At 29.5% G+C, this 16,895-nt stretch carries 18 protein-coding genes; all 18 read right to left on the bottom strand.

What is annotated here, in order from left to right; translation table 11 throughout:
- Positions 1–132: 132 nt before the first annotated feature.
- The gene (locus ACSVH9_RS15770) at positions 133–906 is read right to left on the bottom strand and encodes a hypothetical protein (RefSeq protein WP_438064538.1); all 774 of its coding nucleotides are present in this window, start codon (positions 904–906) and stop codon (positions 133–135) included.
- A 14-nt stretch (positions 907–920) separates the two neighbouring features.
- Positions 921–1,583 (bottom strand): hypothetical protein, encoded by a 663-nt coding sequence (locus ACSVH9_RS15765; protein ID WP_438064537.1) that lies wholly within the window; start codon positions 1,581–1,583, stop codon positions 921–923.
- 191 nt (positions 1,584–1,774) lie between these two features.
- Positions 1,775–2,671: a hypothetical protein gene (locus ACSVH9_RS15760; protein ID WP_438064536.1), complete on the bottom strand. Its 897-nt coding sequence runs from the start codon at positions 2,669–2,671 to the stop codon at positions 1,775–1,777.
- Positions 2,672–2,825: 154 nt separating this feature from the next.
- The gene (locus ACSVH9_RS15755; protein ID WP_438064535.1) at positions 2,826–3,713 is read right to left on the bottom strand and encodes a hypothetical protein; all 888 of its coding nucleotides are present in this window, start codon (positions 3,711–3,713) and stop codon (positions 2,826–2,828) included.
- Between the two features lie 152 nt (positions 3,714–3,865).
- The gene (locus ACSVH9_RS15750; protein ID WP_438064534.1) at positions 3,866–4,483 is read right to left on the bottom strand and encodes an immunity protein Imm33 domain-containing protein; all 618 of its coding nucleotides are present in this window, start codon (positions 4,481–4,483) and stop codon (positions 3,866–3,868) included.
- Positions 4,484–4,655: 172 nt separating this feature from the next.
- Positions 4,656–5,612: a hypothetical protein gene (locus tag ACSVH9_RS15745; RefSeq protein WP_438064533.1), complete on the bottom strand. Its 957-nt coding sequence runs from the start codon at positions 5,610–5,612 to the stop codon at positions 4,656–4,658.
- A gap of 188 nt (positions 5,613–5,800) precedes the next feature.
- Positions 5,801–6,223 carry a hypothetical protein gene (locus ACSVH9_RS15740; protein ID WP_438064532.1) on the bottom strand — a complete coding sequence of 141 codons (423 nt, stop codon included), beginning with the start codon at positions 6,221–6,223 and terminating at the stop codon, positions 5,801–5,803.
- Positions 6,224–6,909: 686 nt separating this feature from the next.
- Entirely contained in the window at positions 6,910–7,263 is a 354-nt protein-coding gene (locus ACSVH9_RS15735; protein WP_438064531.1) for a hypothetical protein, read from the bottom strand.
- A 175-nt stretch (positions 7,264–7,438) separates the two neighbouring features.
- A complete protein-coding gene (locus tag ACSVH9_RS15730) occupies positions 7,439–8,473 on the bottom strand; it encodes a hypothetical protein (protein WP_438064530.1) in 1,035 nt (344 codons plus the stop codon).
- Positions 8,474–8,637: 164 nt separating this feature from the next.
- Positions 8,638–9,480, bottom strand: a complete 843-nt coding sequence (locus ACSVH9_RS15725) for a hypothetical protein (RefSeq protein WP_438064529.1) — start codon at positions 9,478–9,480, stop codon at positions 8,638–8,640.
- A gap of 270 nt (positions 9,481–9,750) precedes the next feature.
- Positions 9,751–10,218, bottom strand: coding sequence for a hypothetical protein (locus tag ACSVH9_RS15720; RefSeq protein ID WP_438064528.1), 468 nt, complete (start codon positions 10,216–10,218; stop codon positions 9,751–9,753).
- A 1,029-nt stretch (positions 10,219–11,247) separates the two neighbouring features.
- Positions 11,248–11,667: a hypothetical protein gene (locus ACSVH9_RS15715; protein WP_438064527.1), complete on the bottom strand. Its 420-nt coding sequence runs from the start codon at positions 11,665–11,667 to the stop codon at positions 11,248–11,250.
- 398 nt (positions 11,668–12,065) lie between these two features.
- The gene (locus ACSVH9_RS15710; RefSeq protein ID WP_438064526.1) at positions 12,066–12,578 is read right to left on the bottom strand and encodes a hypothetical protein; all 513 of its coding nucleotides are present in this window, start codon (positions 12,576–12,578) and stop codon (positions 12,066–12,068) included.
- A 178-nt stretch (positions 12,579–12,756) separates the two neighbouring features.
- Positions 12,757–13,374: a class I SAM-dependent methyltransferase gene (locus ACSVH9_RS15705; protein WP_438064525.1), complete on the bottom strand. Its 618-nt coding sequence runs from the start codon at positions 13,372–13,374 to the stop codon at positions 12,757–12,759.
- 302 nt (positions 13,375–13,676) lie between these two features.
- The gene (locus ACSVH9_RS15700) at positions 13,677–14,231 is read right to left on the bottom strand and encodes a hypothetical protein (RefSeq protein WP_438064524.1); all 555 of its coding nucleotides are present in this window, start codon (positions 14,229–14,231) and stop codon (positions 13,677–13,679) included.
- Positions 14,232–14,408: 177 nt separating this feature from the next.
- Positions 14,409–15,233 carry a DUF4261 domain-containing protein gene (locus ACSVH9_RS15695; protein ID WP_438064523.1) on the bottom strand — a complete coding sequence of 275 codons (825 nt, stop codon included), beginning with the start codon at positions 15,231–15,233 and terminating at the stop codon, positions 14,409–14,411.
- Between the two features lie 178 nt (positions 15,234–15,411).
- Positions 15,412–16,113: a hypothetical protein gene (locus tag ACSVH9_RS15690; RefSeq protein ID WP_438064522.1), complete on the bottom strand. Its 702-nt coding sequence runs from the start codon at positions 16,111–16,113 to the stop codon at positions 15,412–15,414.
- A gap of 158 nt (positions 16,114–16,271) precedes the next feature.
- A partial coding sequence (locus ACSVH9_RS15685; protein ID WP_438064521.1) for a hypothetical protein occupies positions 16,272–16,895 on the bottom strand: 624 nt, incomplete at its 5' end.

Raw genomic sequence — 16,895 nt, 5'->3', positions numbered from 1 at the left:
CCCCGCGCTACACGCAGGCTGGGACTAAATTAAGCCCATTCTTCGGATTTGCCAAATCTTCCAAATACAAACCAATTTTTCCATTAAGCCAAATGCCCAGTTTGCTTGTAGCGTGTGTTGGCAGAGGTTTTTTTACGCTCTTCCATTTATATTTAGTTCTGAATAACTTTTCTTTGTTAGATTTAGTTTTACTCCAAAATAACAATCACCACCATCATTAACTTGGTTTATTTGATACTTAAATTCTTCTTTATCAAAATTACCGTTACATCTGCAAAATACTAAAACTTCAATCTCATTTTTTGAATTTTTAACAGCAATGCATTGTTTGTTATATTTACTTAATTGTCGTGTTAATCTTGTTGGATTTTCTTCAATACATTTAACCAGGATTTCATCGACAGTTTTTAAATCAACTTTCTTTAAGTCATATGATTTTACATTTTCTGAAAAGTAATTGTAGTAATTTGGGCTATAAGTAAAAAAAGCAAATTTTGGATTATTTAATAAATCTGAACTGTTATTAAGATTAATTTTTGCCATTTTTAATTTTAGTTTCAACGGCATTTTTCCATTAAGAAATTCAATAAAGTTATTTTTTAAGACAGCATTTTTACAATCTAAATACTGAAAACCATATTCTAAAAACTGAATTGTGTCTTTATCTATTAAATATTTACCATTATATTTTTCAATCTTTTCATAATGTGAACTTATTTGTCTTATTGTAAAAATATAAGAACTGTCTTTGTAAAGTTCTAATTTAGTATAGTCATCACCTAATTCATAAATATGTTCAGCAATTAAGATTTCTTCTTTTGGTTTTTTTTCAACGTTTTTTTCCTGATTACATTGAAAAAATAAAACAGAAAAAAATATCAATACTATACATTTAATTTGTCTCATTTTCTGCGTTTTTTTTATCGGTTAAGCACTATTTTTATGTTACTTAATTTCCCATGTTCTTCGTCTTCACGTTTTAAATACTTGGTAAGAATCAGATTTTTTTTTGTGAATGTAAATTTCCAAATCTCATTGTTAATTTCAATGGTTCTATAATCATACCACCAACAAGTTCCAAACCTTGGGTTCACAGAAAATGTCTTTAAACTATCTAAATTTTTAATTTGTCCATTTTCTGTAAATTCAATATTTGTGTTTTTAAATTTGTATTCTCCTGCAATTAGATTTCTATTCAAATATTTTACAAATTCTTCTCTATTTATTCCGTTCTTGTCAACTATTTTATCACAATTTTTTAATTTAATATATTTTTGTGTTGTAAAATTGTCACCTCCAAATCCTATATGGGTTGTTTGTAATATTATTGAATCATTAATTTTTAGTTTTTTTTCAGATTCAAAGTTACGGTTTGAAATACGCCCCCAAGTATTTACGGTGCCGTAGCTAATTATTTTATCTTCAGTGACTTTTACTAGAAAGTCTTCAATATATCTATTCTCAAAATTATCTTTATCAAAATAAGATTTAAGACAATAAATTCCTTCGTCAAACTTGTCTTTTTGATTATTTTGACAACTTGAAAGTATTACTAAGATTAATATTAACGTTACTTTTTTCATCTTTAATATGCGGATTTTCTTTGGTGTTCGAAAATCTCTGCCAACGTTCTGGTACTACAGCGGGTTTGGGTTCTAAATTAAGATTTATTTTTCGGTTATCACAAAACTGCCAAATACAAAACCATTTTCCCATTAAGCCAATTGCCCAAATCCGTTGTAGTAGCTGTTACCAGCTGCCTTTCTTTCTGTCGTTATATTTCACAAAGTAGGGTTACTGGATATTTTTGTTCGCTGAATACTTTCATATGGTTGTCAAGGTCGCTGAATATACTTTCAAATCTGTCAAATGAAGTTTCATAACCGTAACCACCGTCTCGTTTGAAACTCTCTTTTATTTTAAGTTTACCAACAACTTCAAACTTATCTTTAAATGATATAAAATCTCTATGAGTAACCAAATGATAAGGTAGTCCAAAAATAAAATTGTCTTGTTTTACATAACGCCAAATTTCGTCAACGTTTGGCTGATATGATAAAGTAGTTTCGGTGTCAAGACCAGAGCCGATTTTACGACCAGCAATGAAACAATTTTTTAAATCGTCTATTGTCGGCTTTGTTTTGTCTTTATAAGTTGTTGCCACAAGGTCATAAGTGCATTGTCCACGCTGTTGAGTAACTTTGGCACAAATTACAGCGTAATAATTTTTGTCAGAAAGTTGGAAAGCCAATACATCGTCAGGTTGAAAATAAAAGTTCTTTATTAACTTATATTTTTTTCGTTTTCTGATTTTTTGATTTGGTTCGGAAATTTTCTTTAAAAGCTTATCAAGTTCTTTTTGTCTTTTCTTGCCTTCATTTTCATCACATTCTTCTGTCCAAACTTTAACCCCAGCTTTTAAATCAATAACTCGTTTTACTTCATTAAGGATTTCGTCTGTCATTTCTCCGATTTCCCAAAATGCCATGGCATAAGATGTTACAAATATTTCGTGGTAAAAGTCGGTGTCTGGTCCATAGTCGCCTTTAACAAAAGGAACTTCTTTTATTATGGTTTCAATGTTTGCGTCACTGTCATACAAGTCCATAATTTGGTCGTAAGTATCTCTTGCTAAATCTCCGTCAATTATTTTAATTCCGTCTGTTGCCATTGTTTACTGTGTAGTTCTTTAAGGTTGCTGGTAACGTTCCCGCGCTACACGCAGGCTGGGATTAAAGATGCGGAATCTTTCGGTTAAAAACAAATGCATCAAATACAGACTATTTTCAAATTAAACCAATTGCCCAGCTTGCTTGTAGCGTGTGTTAGCTGCTGGCTTTTTTTCTTTTAGTGTAAATTATTATTCCAAATGCAATTAATCCAATTCCAATCAAAGAGTAGACTAATAATTTTGTTTTATTATTTGCATCAGTATTTGATTTTGTGTTTTCACAATTACATTTTATTTCTTTCTCTGATTCATTTTCTTCTGTCGGGCTTGAAAAAACAAAAGGTTCTGTTAATTTTAAATTCTCATTCCCACTTGCATCCATTAATCCAAATTGCACTTCGTAATTAGTATTATCATCGAAAGCGAACTCACCACTACACATTCCGTGTCCTAATGAAATTTTTTGATCTTCTGATGTAATAAAATAATCGGAACTTATTTTTGTCTTTTTGTTCAAAACTCTTGCATAAATTAATGTTGGAGAATTGTCTTTATATTTTCCACAAAAGTTTACAGATTTTTCAGGCCCACATCCATAGCGTTCATAAGTCAATCCTAAGTATGTTGGTTTACAGTTCCATTCTGGCTTTTTAATATCATTTTCAGAGTTAACAGTCCATTTTGTAATTTCTAAATCATCTTTTTCAAATATTCCAAGATTGTCAATCTTTAATTCGTAAGTTTTACCGCTAATGAGTTTTTTTTCAGGTTTTAAAACTGCTTGAGTTAAACTATATTGGCCTTCTAATATTTTTAAAACTTTTAAAAGAATAATTTCAGAATTACATTTCAAATAGATTTTGTTTTTTATATTAAGGTGTCTGATTAATTCTTGAGATTGGGCATATCCTTGTATCACAAAAATAGAGTTTGATGCAATATTTTGTTGTTTTGGCCAAACACTAATTCCAGATGAGGAACAATCTGCTTTTACAGTAATAAAATTTATAAGAAAGATAAATAGGAATACAGTTTTTTTCATTTTTATCGATTTTTTTTGGCGCTTGCAGCTAACGTTCCCGCGCTACACGCAGGCTGGGATTAAAGATGCGTATTATTTCAGTTAAAAACAAATGTATCAAATACAAACTATTTTCAAATTAAACCAATTGCCCAGCTTGCTTGTAGCGTGTGTTAGCGGTTCGGTTTTTCTATTTCCAACAGTTTTTCGTCAAACCAAACATCTTCATAGCCATTTTCGGTTATTAGAAATCTAAATCCTGCGTCAAGTCCTAAATAGTCAATTAGTTTTGGTTTTCTCTGCATTAAATGTTCAGCACAAATCGGTTGAAAAAAATTGTCGTCTTCCGAATATTCTCCGCTCCAAATAAACCAACAAACTTCGCCTTTTTTGGTTCTGTGTCTTAATCCATTTAATGTGCCTAAATCTAAATTTTCTGAAATACCAATGTTAAGTGTTTTATTGATGGGCTTCCAATTTGAACCATATTTTCCACAGATTTCTTTTTGTTTTTCAATGTGAACATTCCAACTGTTATAATCCATTAATTCGTCCACATCGTTTTCAAGCCTATTTTTCCACAGTTTCATATTTATTTTATTGATTGGAAATTTTATTTCTTCGTTATCCCAATCAAAAATTGTTTTAGAAATTATTTCGTCATTTTCATCCCAATCAATTTCGTCTGAAGCTATACAATTCCAAGCAAAATTTGACAAATCAATTTTTTGAATTTCATCTTTAAGAAACTTGTCGCATAATTCTATTAATTGCTTTCTTTCGATATTCATATTTTGTCGTTTTCGCTTCGGCTTCTTAAACTGACCGCTAACGTTCCCGCGCTACACGCAGGCTGGGATTAAAGATGCGTAATCTTTCGGTTAAAAACAAATGTAACAAATACAAACTATTTTTTTAATTAAACCCATTGCCCAGCTTGCTTGTAGCGTGTGTTGGCAGTAGTTATTTTATACTTATGTTTTTAGCAATTTTTTTGAATTCATTTGTGTGTACAAAATTTTCTGTGAAATCTGTTCCGATGAATAAATAAATTCCTTTTGGAGTTGATTTGATGAATTGATAAATCTTCTGTTTTTTACCGTTCAATTCTCCAAGCATTTCAGTTTTTATTATTCTATTTTCTCCTTCTTTATATTCGTCGCCTGATAAAATTTTAATATTAATACTTTTCTCTTTGTATATATTATTTTGGTATTTATATATTAATTTATCACTGTAAGCTTTTATGTCAAAATCTTTCGAGTTTGGAATCGTGCTGATTACAAAGTTATTACTGTAATCTGTTAGTTTTTCTCCGCCTATTGTATAGGTTCCAATATTTAATGAAACACTACTAATTTTAAATTCAGAATTATTTAGTTCCACAGAATAATAAAGATTATCCTCAACATTAACTTTTAAACCTTTATTGTAGTATGAACTTAAAACTAAATCCATAATTTCTTTTCTTTCTAAGTCTTTATTCGGATAAATTCCTGCAACCATAACTGCAAATGATTTATCGCCAAAGACAAGAAAAATTTGTTCCGTTTCACCTTGTGGAGCAATTCCAAAGTAAGCGTTGTATTCACCTAATTTAAATTTCTTTTTAACTCTTATATTTCCTCCTTTATTTTGCAATTCATCAATTTTATTTGAAGTTTTCTCAATAATTGCATCGCAATCTTGTCCAATATATTCAATTACTTGAAAGAAATTATTCTGGTCTTTTTGAAATCTTTTTAATTCATTGTAATAAGAATAATTTGCAGATTTATCAATTAAAACTCTCGTTCCTTTAACAACTATTTTATTTTCTAAATTTTTTATTTCAACTTTGTTCGGAATAATTACAGTTTGAGATTTTGTTTCACAACTGTAAATTAATGTGAGTAAAAAGAGTAAAATTATTTTCTTCATTTCTTGTTTTAACTATTATTTTTCTCCGTTCGGTGGGATAATTACTGCCAACGTTCTGGTACTACAGCGGGTTTGGGACTAAAGTAAGATTTATTTTTCGGTTATCTCTAAACTGCCAAATACAAAACCATTTTCCCATTAAGCCTAATGCCCAAATCCGTTGTAGTAGCTGTTATGAGCTGTTTGCTTTATTTGTCTGAAAATGAGAAAATTTCAGTGGCTAACTTTCGGCATTCTTCTTCATTTTTTAAGTTAAATTGATAACAAGGTTTTAGAGCATAAAAATATTTTCCTTTATTGAATGAACCAAACTGTAAAACTTTTGCATCTTCATAAATGCAAGATTGAATATAATAATAATTCAAAAGTTCTTTTTCTAACTCATAATTTTTTTCTGACCGTAAGAACACATAATAAGTAACTTTTTTATTTGAGTCATTTATGTTTTTGAAATGAATTTGTCCTTGTAATTCTCTTCCCAAAAATTTGAATCCTTTTTCGGCTTCAACTTTCCAATTTTTTACTTTGAAATTTTCCCAATCATTTTTCAAAGTTTGAGAATAACTTCCGATTGTAAATAAAAATGTGATTATAACTATATTTATTTTCATTTTCAATGGTTTACAAATAGCTCATAACGTTCCCGCGCTACACGCAGGCTGGGATTAAAGATGCGTAATCTTTCGGTTAAAAACAAATGCATCAAACACAAACTATTTTCAAATTAAGCCAATTGCCCAGCTTGCTTGTAGCGTGTGTTATAGGGCGGTTGTTTAGTCGAAATTACAATTAAACCGCAAATTTTTTACGCTTCTGTTGGCCAATTCCAGCTTTCACACTTTTTCATTTTTTTACGTTAGAGTAGGAGAGTCCCAATTTCAGGTTTGCTTTGCCTGTTCATTTTCTTTAGAGTTTGCTTTTCAAGTTTCTCTTGATAAGTTTCGTTTTTACACTTCAGTTTTTCACGCTTCTGTTAGCAAAGTCCAATTTTCACACTTCCGTTTTCACACTTCCGTTTTTCGTTTGCTTCTCGTTAGAATCCTATTTTCAATGTTTGCTGGCGCCTCCAATTTTCACGCTTCTGCTTTGTAAACTTGCGGCGGAAACAACTGTTTGTTTTCAAATTGGATTTGCCTGCGTAATTTCGGATCAACTGCCCTATAACGTTCCCGCGCTACACGCAGGCTGGGATTAAAGATGCGTAATCTTTCGGTTAAAAACAAATGCATCAAACATAAACTATTTTCAAATTAAGCCAATTGCCCAGCTTGCTTGTAGCGTGTGTTAGCAGTTGTTACTAATCACACATTAGGTTAGCAAAATAGCTATCATTATTTGATTTAGTTATTTCAATAAATTCACCGCTCTCATTTTTTCTATTTATAAAAAGAAATTCAGAACATTTGCCTTTAATTAGATAATCACCCACTTGAACTCCTTCATTATTCATAACTGTATAGTTCCAGAGTGTAATTTCATTTTTTCCATCATAAAATATTAATCTACTTGTCGGTGTAGATTCCAGTTTTGTGATTTGAAAATTGTAAGCCTTTTTATTTTCATAAATTCCATTTATAATACTATAAATGGTGCTGAAGATTAATACAAATAAAAGAAATATAAAAGGCCAGATTTTTTTTATTGTCTTCATGGTAATGACTTAAGTTGTTCTAATAACTGCTAACGTCCCCGCGCTACACGCAGTTTGGGACTAAATTAAGCCCATTATTCGGATTTGCCAAATCTTCCAAATACAAACCAATTTTTCTATTAAGCCAAATGCCCAAATTGCTTGTAGCGTGTGTTAGCAGATGTTTTTCTTGTTTTCAATAATATTCGATTTCTCTTTCAATTATTCGTGTAGTCTGGTTTGCTTTAGAATAAGTTCTTCTAATCCAATTTTTATATTTATCAGAAATGACATCTATTTTGATTATTTCAATACGTTCTTCATTATTTCCATATCCTTCGGTTTTCCATTTTGAAATTATATTTTTTTCTGTACTCGTAGTTTTGTAGTAGTCTCTAATTTCATTTTTATTTTTGAAGTAATATGATAAATAATTTGTTGAATCTTTGTATGTATAAATTAACCTTGAGTTTTTGAAAAAATCATTATCATATTCTTCTGTGATTTCAAGAGAATATTTTTTAGTTTTTATTTTTTTTGTTACTTCTTTCAAATTATATTTTGGTCGAATTTTTATAGAAATTAATGTATCTTTTATTACTTTATATTCATATTTTGTTAGTCTTTCTGGATAAATTGATAACTGATTATCTGCTTTAGAAACAACAGTTTCATCAGAATCATTTTCAGGATTAAGATATAAGTCTTCAATTAATTGATTTTTCTCGTTGTATTTGTATAATCGATAATCTTGTAATAAATCATTAACAAAATGTTCCTGTTTTATCACTAAACTATTCTTAAAATAATTTATATATTTTTCTATATAATTTTCATTAAAGTCTATAATAGTTGAATCAGGAAATTCATTTTCAGTAGAAAAATATTGAATAACAGCATTAAACATTTTGCCTTCATTTTTTCTTGAAATTTTTTTAATTCTTTCTAAATCATCAAATTCAGTTATATTCCATAAATTGTCTAATGATTTGTCGAATTTATTTATTTTGAGTATTTTTTTTAATTTCGAAAAATATATTTCAGAAATAGCTTTAGTTGTGTCAATTTTTTCTTCCTTTCTATTTAAGTCAAAGACTTTTAAAGTAATTTTTTTTACATTACCATTAAAATCAATCTCTCTGGGAATTATTTGTTTTTTATCAATTTTTGTATTTTGAGAAAATAATAATCCAAATTGGAAAAATATAATAAATAAATAGGTGTTGTTCATTTTTACGATTTTTCTTAAAATATCTGCTAACGTTCTCGCGCTACAGCGGGTTTGGGACTAAATTAAGCCCATTATTCGGGTTTGCCAAATCATCACAAATACAAAACCAACTTTCCATTGAGCCAATTGCCCAAATCCGTTGTAGCGTGTGTTGGTGGCAGTACTTATCTCTTTTTAGATATTGTTCTTCTACTACTTGGTTCAATCTCCTTTGTTATTATCTCAGTTATGTTTTCTCTTAGTTTTTTATAATCAATGTCTTTTTTGTAAGTGTATTGATAATATGAGCCACTTATTGTTGCCTCATCCGTCTCAATTTGTCGCTCTAACAAATAATCAAATTTTGCGTTTTTACCGTCTTGATGATACATTAAAACGTGAAATCTGACTAGTTGGTCTTTGTCTGTTCCGTCTGGATTTGTACTATAAACGTAATAAACTATTTTTGTAAAACTACTTGAAAATCTATCATCAGGTAATTCTGGATACCATTCATATCCCCAAATATTTTTGTCTTTTAGTTTAAAGAAATCGTAATTAAAATATTCATCAATTCCTTTTGGTAAAGTTTTTTCTTTGTAGTCTTTATATAGAATATCTTTATATTTTTTTGCTTCTTCAATTTTTCCTAAACCAAAATATGAAACTATAATGTTTTTTGTCATCCAAGGTTCTTTTTCGGCAAATACTTGGTCAAAAAATCCTTTATTTTCTTGTATTAGAGATAAAGCTTCTAAACCATAATTTAGTGAATTATTAAAATCTTCTTTAAGTCTAAATGTTTTTTCTAATTCAGTTGTTACTCCAACATAATACCAAATAACATATTTGTATAAAGTGTCGTTTTTCTGAATTTGAGGTTTAATTTCTTTATATATTTTATAAGCTTCAGAAATATTATTTTCCTTTAGAAAATTGTCGGCTTTTAAATATTTTTCATTTGTAGTTTGTGAAAAAATTGAGAGAGAGAATATAAATGCAATAAATATAAATACTTTGATTTTCATTTTTCTATGTTGTTGTTTTATGAATTTTTTTGGTTGTATTGCCACCAACGTTCTGGTACTACAGCGGGTTTGGGTTCTAAATTAAGATTTATTTTTCGGTTATCACTAAACATCCAAACACAAAACCATTTTCCCATTAAGCCTATTGCCCAAATCCGTTGTAGTAGCTGTTAGGCATTCGGTTTTCTTGTCGGTTTCGCTTCCACACCACTTTTAAGTTGGAAGTATTTTAAAAAATATATTATGAAAAGACGTTTAAAAATATTTTTTTTATTTTGTGCTTTTACTCTTGTTTTTGCTCTTATTTTCATAGTATTTTTCAATTGCAAAAAATAAATTAAAAGTGATTAAAGGGAAAAAGTAAATTACTAAAAACCAATAGAAATATATATAAACATTAAATAAAAATCCAAGTGAATAAACTGTAAAAATTAGGAAAGAAAGCCAAGTACAAAGAAGTGAGATAGAGTTAGAAAACAAATCAATAATATACCAATCTTCTTCAGAATCATCTTTTACTTCTTCGTCTGCTTTGTAAAACATTACAGATGTCAGAAAAGTAGATACAAGACTTAAAACAATACACATTGCTAACATTATTAAATTGTCAGCAGATTTATAAAATTCATTATTGAAAAGATAAATAGCAACGTACCAAAATGGGATTAAAAAGATGTTTAGAACTATTGCTTTTAGAGAACTATGTAAATTGTTTATTTCGTCTATTATTGATGACATATTTTCTGTATTTCGGTTCTTTAAACTGATGCCTAACGTTCCCGCGCTACACGCAGGCTGGGATTAAAGATGCGTAATCTTTCGGTTAAAAACAAATGTATCAAATACAAACTATTTTCAAATTAAGCCAATAGCCCAGCTTGCTTGTAGCGTGTGTTACAGGGCGGTTATTTTGTCGAAATTACGATTTTCACACAAAACTTTAACGCTTCTGTTTGCTAAATCCAATTTTAAGTTTCTATTGTTAACTCCAACTTTCTTTGTAGCATCTTAATTAGTCGATGTTTTTCTTAATAAAATAAAATAAGCAAGTTAATAAGCTAGCAACAATTACGCTTAATAAAGCCATTAAGTCAACATCTGATAGATACCCTTCAAATGGATTTATTTTAAAGTAAATAAAAAGAACTGAAGTTGATACTAAACTAAATATTGTTAAACTTATAAAAATAGAAACTTTAATACTAAATATTCTTAGACAAATTAATATGATTAACGAAATAGCAGATGTGATAATCGCATTCAACATTGTTATTAGTGGTACCATCCCAATTTCGCCTCCAGAATAATTAGTTGTTTTTAGGTAGATTACAAAAATTATGTTACTTAAAACAGTTGTTAAGAAATAGGATAATAAATGTTTTGGCCAGTATTCCATTCAAGTTTTTTTTCTGTTAGTTAATTCAAATTATACATAACTTTTAAGCTTTTGTTGTCAGATTCCGATTTTCAGGCTTCAGCTTTCATCAAGTTTCGGTTGACAAAATCCAATTTTTACACTTCTGTTAGCGACTCCAACTTTCACGCTTCTGCTTTTTAAACTTCTTGCGGAAACAAATGCTTATTTTCTGATTGCTATTATCTGCGTAATTTCGGCATAACTGCCCTGTAACGTTCTGGTACTACAGCGGGTTTGGGTTCTAAATTAAGATTTATTTTTCGGTTATCACTGAACTACCAAATACAAAACCATTTTTCCATTAAGCCAATTGCCCAAATCCGTTGTAGTAGCTGTTAGCACCAGTTTTTCTATTCTTTGTATGTATTCAGCACAAGTTTACACAATTCAGCATACTCTTGTGCTCCATAATTTTCTGGACTATTTCGTGTCACAAAGTGATACTGTCTATCTATCAAGACCTCTAAAATCCATTCTTCACCATCAAGTGCAATATTTGGGTCGTGGGTTTCTATACTCCAAAATTTTACACTATCAATTTTCTCCAATATCTTATTCCAAGTTTCTGATTTTATTATTTTTTGTTCGTGTTTAATTCTCCGTCCAGCGTCATAACCACCAAGTCCTTTTGTCTTGCAGTATGTTAAAGTTATTTGTCCATTGCTGTTTTCTATTCTGTATGAAACAGGATTTGACCAAGTTCCTAAATGTGTAAACCTGATTGTTTTTTTGTCTTCATTCTTCAATTTGTAAAGTATTGGTTCTTTCATGCTTTTTAAATGCTTTGAATACCATTGGTTTACAAATTTATTTAAAGTGTCATTTGGTTCAGGAAAATTACACGGAAATTCCTTTTTATGTATACAGTCATTTTGTCTTTTTGTAAATTCAGCACTTAATGACGGAAAATAATATTCATTTGTTGAGTTCGGCTTATCTCGTGAATCAACATTGAACATAGAACAACTTGTCATTGTCAATATTAGTCCTATGTAGATTATTAGTTGTTGTTTCATAAAATTGGTGCTAACGTTCTGGTACTACAGCGGGTTTGGGTTCTAAATTAAGATTTATTTTTCGGTTGTCACTAAACTGCCAAATACAAAACCATTTTCCTATTAAGCCAATTGCCCAAATCCGTTGTAGTAGCTGTTGGCGGTTCGGTTTTTTATTTCATACTAGTTTTTCCAAGTACAAAATCATTATTCCATTTTTCTAAATCTTCACAATCATTTATCTTACTCTTTTTAAAAACTAGTTTTTCGTTTTTAATGTAGAATTTAGTGTTTTCGAATACATCATATAAGTCTTCGGTTTTTATATCGCAATCTTTAAATGATTTTTTAAACATATAGTTTTTGCCAATTTTTCCATATTTTTCACAGTTTCCACCAAAAACAATTAAAAAACAACAGTTTTTGGGTTTAAAACTATTCAATATAATTGTGTCATTTTCAATTCTCCATTTTCCTTTAGAATTTGAGCGTGACATACAAGCTCCACTAAAAAAGTCAAATGTATTGTCATTATTTATCTTTAAAGTAGCAGTATATGGAATTGGTTTTTTTGTCGATTTCCATTCAGCAATATATTTATTTCTTATTTCGTTTTCTGTCGAATTTTTACAAGCAATGAAACTCAAAAAAGATGACAAAATTAAAATACTAATTATTCTTTTCATACGTGAAGTTTCTGATTTACTGCTAAACTGACCGCTAACGTTCCCGCGCTACACGCAGGCTGGGATTAAAGATGCGTAATCTTTCGGTTAAAAACAATTGTATCAAATACAAACTATTTTCAAATTAAGCCAATTGCCCAGCTTGCTTGTAGCGTGTGTTGGCAGATAGCCCTTTTTGCTAGTTTAGTTGTCGCTTAAAACTACAAAAAATAAAATTCTGTTTTGTTTCAAAAGGAGTTATATGGTCTTCGGTTACACATTTTATTTTTTCAAATCCATTCTCCATTTCAGCGGTTAATGTTTCTTCGCTATATTGTTTTATGTCTAAACCGCTACATTTTTTCGGTCCGTTTTCAGAAAAGGTTCCAACTGTTAAATATCCTGAAACTGATTTTCTTGCAGTTTCCATATATTTTTGAATTTGCTCTTTACTCGTCAAAAAATGAAAAGTTGCTCTGTCGTGCCAAACTTCAAAAGTTTCATTTGGTTCAAATTCTGTTATATCACTTACAACCCAATTTACTTTTTCCGCATTTACTCCTAATCGTGCTTTCGCTTTCTCGATTGCTTTTGCGGAAATGTCTAAAACAGTTATATTCTCAAAACCTTCTTCGATTAGAAAATCTACAAGTTTACTATCTCCACCACCAATATCAATGATTTTAGATTTCTTTGTTAAATCAAACGATTTTATAAAATCTAATGAAGTTTTCGGAATTTCTTGAGTCCAACTTACTTCGTTCGGGTTTTTAGTTTCGTAAACTGTTTCCCAATGATTTTTTCTAGTTGTTTCCATATTTTAGATTTTCTTTTACGTTTCGTTTTTCTTCAAGGGTTTCTGCCAACGTTCCCGCGCTACACGCAGTTTGGGACTAAATTAAGCCCATTCTTCTGATTTGCCAAATCTTCCAAATACAAACCAATTTTTCCATTATGCCTAATACCCAAATTGCTTGTAGCGTGTGTTGGCAAATCGGTTTTTTATTTATTCCAATTTTCGGTTTCACTTCCGCACCGCTTTGAAGTCGGAAGTATTATTTTTAAATTATTTTGTTATGTTTAATAAATTTTATTTGTGGAATAAAAACAGAAAAGTCTCTATTTATCGCGCTTTTGAGTTTTGGTTTGATAATCTACCTTGGTGTCGTCGGAATTACTTTCCATTGACTTCTCTTTGGATAGGTTTAATAATTGTTTTTCAATCAGTGTGTTTTGCTTTTGTAGTCCGTTTAATTTTATCTCTAATTCTTTAGTTTTTTGATCACTTGAATAAACGGTAATTATAGTTATGGTTCCTAAAATAATTGTAAAAAACATTGATATAATATTTCCGTATAAATTAGTGTTTAAAATTTTACCATCATTTATTAATGAGAAAGAACTAAATAATTCAATTCCAGAATCAGAAACCCAACAATAAGGGTTAGTGATTTCATTCTTATTTTCATAAAAATAAACTAATTTTTTATAATATAAATAATCCGATATGCAATATACATCTTCGTATTTTTCATTAATGTTTTCAGCAATTTCTCTTAATGTAAATGAAAACGATTCTTTTTTGTTTAAACCACCATTTTTCATTCTTTCTTTAGAAAGAAACTGTAACATTTTATGCTTAATTCTATGTGATTTAGGTAGTAGATACTTCATTCGTTTCGGTTTTCTAAACTGTTTGCCAACGTTCCCGCGCTACACGCAGGCTGGGATTAAAGATTCGTAATCTTTCGGATAAAAACAAATGTATCAAATACAAACTATTTTCAAATTAAACCAATTGCCCAGCTTGCTTGTAGCGTGTGTTGTGCGATCGGCAAAATATTTGTTAGTTTAGAATTCGACTTTAATAGTTTTCCCGTCAATAAATCTTCCTTTTGAGATCGTCACTTTTAGTTTTTGCTCTTCTGTAAATCCTATAGTTTCACCATTTTTTAATGTTACGTCAGAAACTAAAATATAGTTTACTAAATTTAACATTATTTCATTTATTTCTTCCATTGAATGTTCTGTTTCTATAATTTCAATTTCTGTTTTATTGAAATCAGCGAGTCCATATGTATACATTGAGTTTTTTCCATTCTCTGTTCTTAACCCAAAATATATCCAATTATACAAGGGTAAACTTTCATCACTCATTTCATTTGTTAGCGATTGGTAAAAATCTTTTTTAAGTATAAGTGTTCTACCTCCGATATATATTCCGATTGATTTACTATTATTTAAAACAGATGAAGCGATTTTTGTGTAAAGTTTATTTTCTTCAACTGGATTCTCTCCAGCGTTCATTATTGATAAAATAATATGTCCTTTATGTTTAGTTGCCTCTTCTTTAGCATTTTTCCATAAATAATTATATTCGGCAGTTGTTTCAATTTCATCACCAGGAATTGCAATATTCATATTTGCTATTGCAACATTATAACCATTGATTACTAATACAGAGGTTTCATTACTAGATTCTTTATCATCAACTTTTAAGTTCCATTTTTCTCTTAACTCACTGACAACTTTTTTTATGTCTAATGAATTTGGTTCTTCTAAAAGTACCATTCCTAAGATATTTTTACTTGTCTCTGATTTTTTTTCTTTCATTAAAAAACTAAATAACCCCATAATTAGAATTCCGCTTATAATTAATATTAATATTTTTTTCATTTTTTTCTTTTAACTACTCGGTTCTGAATTGCTGTCGCACAACGTTCCCGCGCTACACGCAGGCTGGGATTAAAGATGCGTAATCTTTCGGTTAAAAACAAATGCATCAAACACAAACTATTTTCAAATTAAGCCAATTGCCCAGCTTGCTTGTAGCGTGTGTTGGTAGCAGTAAAAATTAGTATCTAAACAGCTCACTTTCTTCAGTCAATTTGAAGTTTTCCACTTCTGTTAAGAATTCCATTTGAGGTTTTATTTTGTTATTGAATGCCAAAATATTAAATCCTAAATCTTCGAGATTTATCAAACACCAATTTTTACTTTCAGGATATAAATACAGACTTGCGTCAAATCCTGTATCTTCGATTTCTTTTAAAAATTCTTCTTTAGAAATTTTGAATAAATTATCTTCAATATTGTATCTGTAATAATCTTCCCAATATAAAATGAGGTTTTTATTTTCTGGGATTTTATCCACTATTAAGGATAAACTTTCTATGATTTTACTTTCTAAAATTCTTATTGCTCCTGTATTCCAAGGTAATTTTCTATCATTTTTATATTCATGGTAAGGGATTTTGAATCTCCTTAAGGCTTCTTCTGTTGAGATTTCTACAAACTGAGATTCTGCATTTTCATCAAAGACTTGAGGATGACAATTCCAAATTTCTCTATTATTTTTAATTTCTGCTTCTGATTTCGCATTTGCAATAAAATCACTGAAAGGAAAATTTTCAATTATACCAATTTTCCAAGTCACACCAACATAATTGTCAAATTTTGGAAGAAAATTCAAAACTTTTAATGGACGTGAATCGTTTTGCCAATTTATAGCATTTACTAACCATTCGTTAATTTCGGAAGATTCTATTTTCTGCACGATTTTATGATTTATTGCTACCAACGTTCCCGCGCTACACGCAGGCTGGGATTAAAGATGCGTAATCTTTCGGTTAAAAACAAATGCATCAAATACAAACTATTTTCAAATTAAACCAATTGCCCAGCTTGCTTGTAGCGTGTGTTGGCAGCTGGCCTTTATTTATTTTTATTTAGAAATCTTACATCATTCATATTGAATTCATCTTCATAAGTTCCAATTTTTTTTAAGTAAAAATATCTTAATCTGTTCGAACACGATTCATAATTATCATATCCACCAACAGAATAGACTAACATCTTTATTGGTTTGAAATCATTTTCGTTAAAAATAAATCCACGACCTTCATATTCAATTCCACCTTTCGGATAGTCTTTAAATTCGTTAAATACTTCGTTTATTAATAATCCCGCAATAATCTTTTTCCCATTTTCGGAGTAAAAAAGTGTGTCAACTATTATTTTTTTGTAGTCAAGTTTTGCTGGTAAATCAATTGCCCAATCTCTTTCAATTGTGTCATTATAAGTTTTACCGTTAAAATATCTCGAAGCTAATTGTGCATTTCTTTCAACAGTTTTAACTTTTATTAAACTGTCAACTAACTTTTGAATTTTTATTTTATCGCGTTCATAAATGTTTGGGTCAACTTTTACATTGTAAAGAAATTCCTTTGGGGTTGTAGTTTCAGTGATTTCAAGTGAATATTCTTTTATGATATGTGTCATTGACATAATTGCTAATGGACAACTTAATAGTAATAAAAACCAAGCACTGATTTTTTT

The organism is Flavobacterium sp. RSSB_23 (genome assembly GCF_051547145.1).
Taxonomy (GTDB): domain Bacteria; phylum Bacteroidota; class Bacteroidia; order Flavobacteriales; family Flavobacteriaceae; genus Flavobacterium.
Note: the sequence above shows the minus strand (reverse complement) of the source record. Positions and strands in the feature narration are given on the sequence as shown.

What these genes read in the sequence shown, in the direction of transcription:
- ACSVH9_RS15770 (WP_438064538.1), bottom strand. Translation starts at nt 906, where the DNA reads ATGAGACAAATTAAATGTATAGTATTGATATTTTTTTCTGTTTTATTT.
- ACSVH9_RS15765 (WP_438064537.1), bottom strand. Translation starts at nt 1,583, where the DNA reads ATGAAAAAAGTAACGTTAATATTAATCTTAGTAATACTTTCAAGTTGT.
- ACSVH9_RS15760 (WP_438064536.1), bottom strand. Translation starts at nt 2,671, where the DNA reads ATGGCAACAGACGGAATTAAAATAATTGACGGAGATTTAGCAAGAGAT.
- ACSVH9_RS15755 (WP_438064535.1), bottom strand. Translation starts at nt 3,713, where the DNA reads ATGAAAAAAACTGTATTCCTATTTATCTTTCTTATAAATTTTATTACT.
- ACSVH9_RS15750 (WP_438064534.1), bottom strand. Translation starts at nt 4,483, where the DNA reads ATGAATATCGAAAGAAAGCAATTAATAGAATTATGCGACAAGTTTCTT.
- ACSVH9_RS15745 (WP_438064533.1), bottom strand. Translation starts at nt 5,612, where the DNA reads ATGAAGAAAATAATTTTACTCTTTTTACTCACATTAATTTACAGTTGT.
- ACSVH9_RS15740 (WP_438064532.1), bottom strand. Translation starts at nt 6,223, where the DNA reads ATGAAAATAAATATAGTTATAATCACATTTTTATTTACAATCGGAAGT.
- ACSVH9_RS15735 (WP_438064531.1), bottom strand. Translation starts at nt 7,263, where the DNA reads ATGAAGACAATAAAAAAAATCTGGCCTTTTATATTTCTTTTATTTGTA.
- ACSVH9_RS15730 (WP_438064530.1), bottom strand. Translation starts at nt 8,473, where the DNA reads ATGAACAACACCTATTTATTTATTATATTTTTCCAATTTGGATTATTA.
- ACSVH9_RS15725 (WP_438064529.1), bottom strand. Translation starts at nt 9,480, where the DNA reads ATGAAAATCAAAGTATTTATATTTATTGCATTTATATTCTCTCTCTCA.
- ACSVH9_RS15720 (WP_438064528.1), bottom strand. Translation starts at nt 10,218, where the DNA reads ATGTCATCAATAATAGACGAAATAAACAATTTACATAGTTCTCTAAAA.
- ACSVH9_RS15715 (WP_438064527.1), bottom strand. Translation starts at nt 11,667, where the DNA reads ATGAAAGAACCAATACTTTACAAATTGAAGAATGAAGACAAAAAAACA.
- ACSVH9_RS15710 (WP_438064526.1), bottom strand. Translation starts at nt 12,578, where the DNA reads ATGAAAAGAATAATTAGTATTTTAATTTTGTCATCTTTTTTGAGTTTC.
- ACSVH9_RS15705 (WP_438064525.1), bottom strand. Translation starts at nt 13,374, where the DNA reads ATGGAAACAACTAGAAAAAATCATTGGGAAACAGTTTACGAAACTAAA.
- ACSVH9_RS15700 (WP_438064524.1), bottom strand. Translation starts at nt 14,231, where the DNA reads ATGAAGTATCTACTACCTAAATCACATAGAATTAAGCATAAAATGTTA.
- ACSVH9_RS15695 (WP_438064523.1), bottom strand. Translation starts at nt 15,233, where the DNA reads ATGAAAAAAATATTAATATTAATTATAAGCGGAATTCTAATTATGGGG.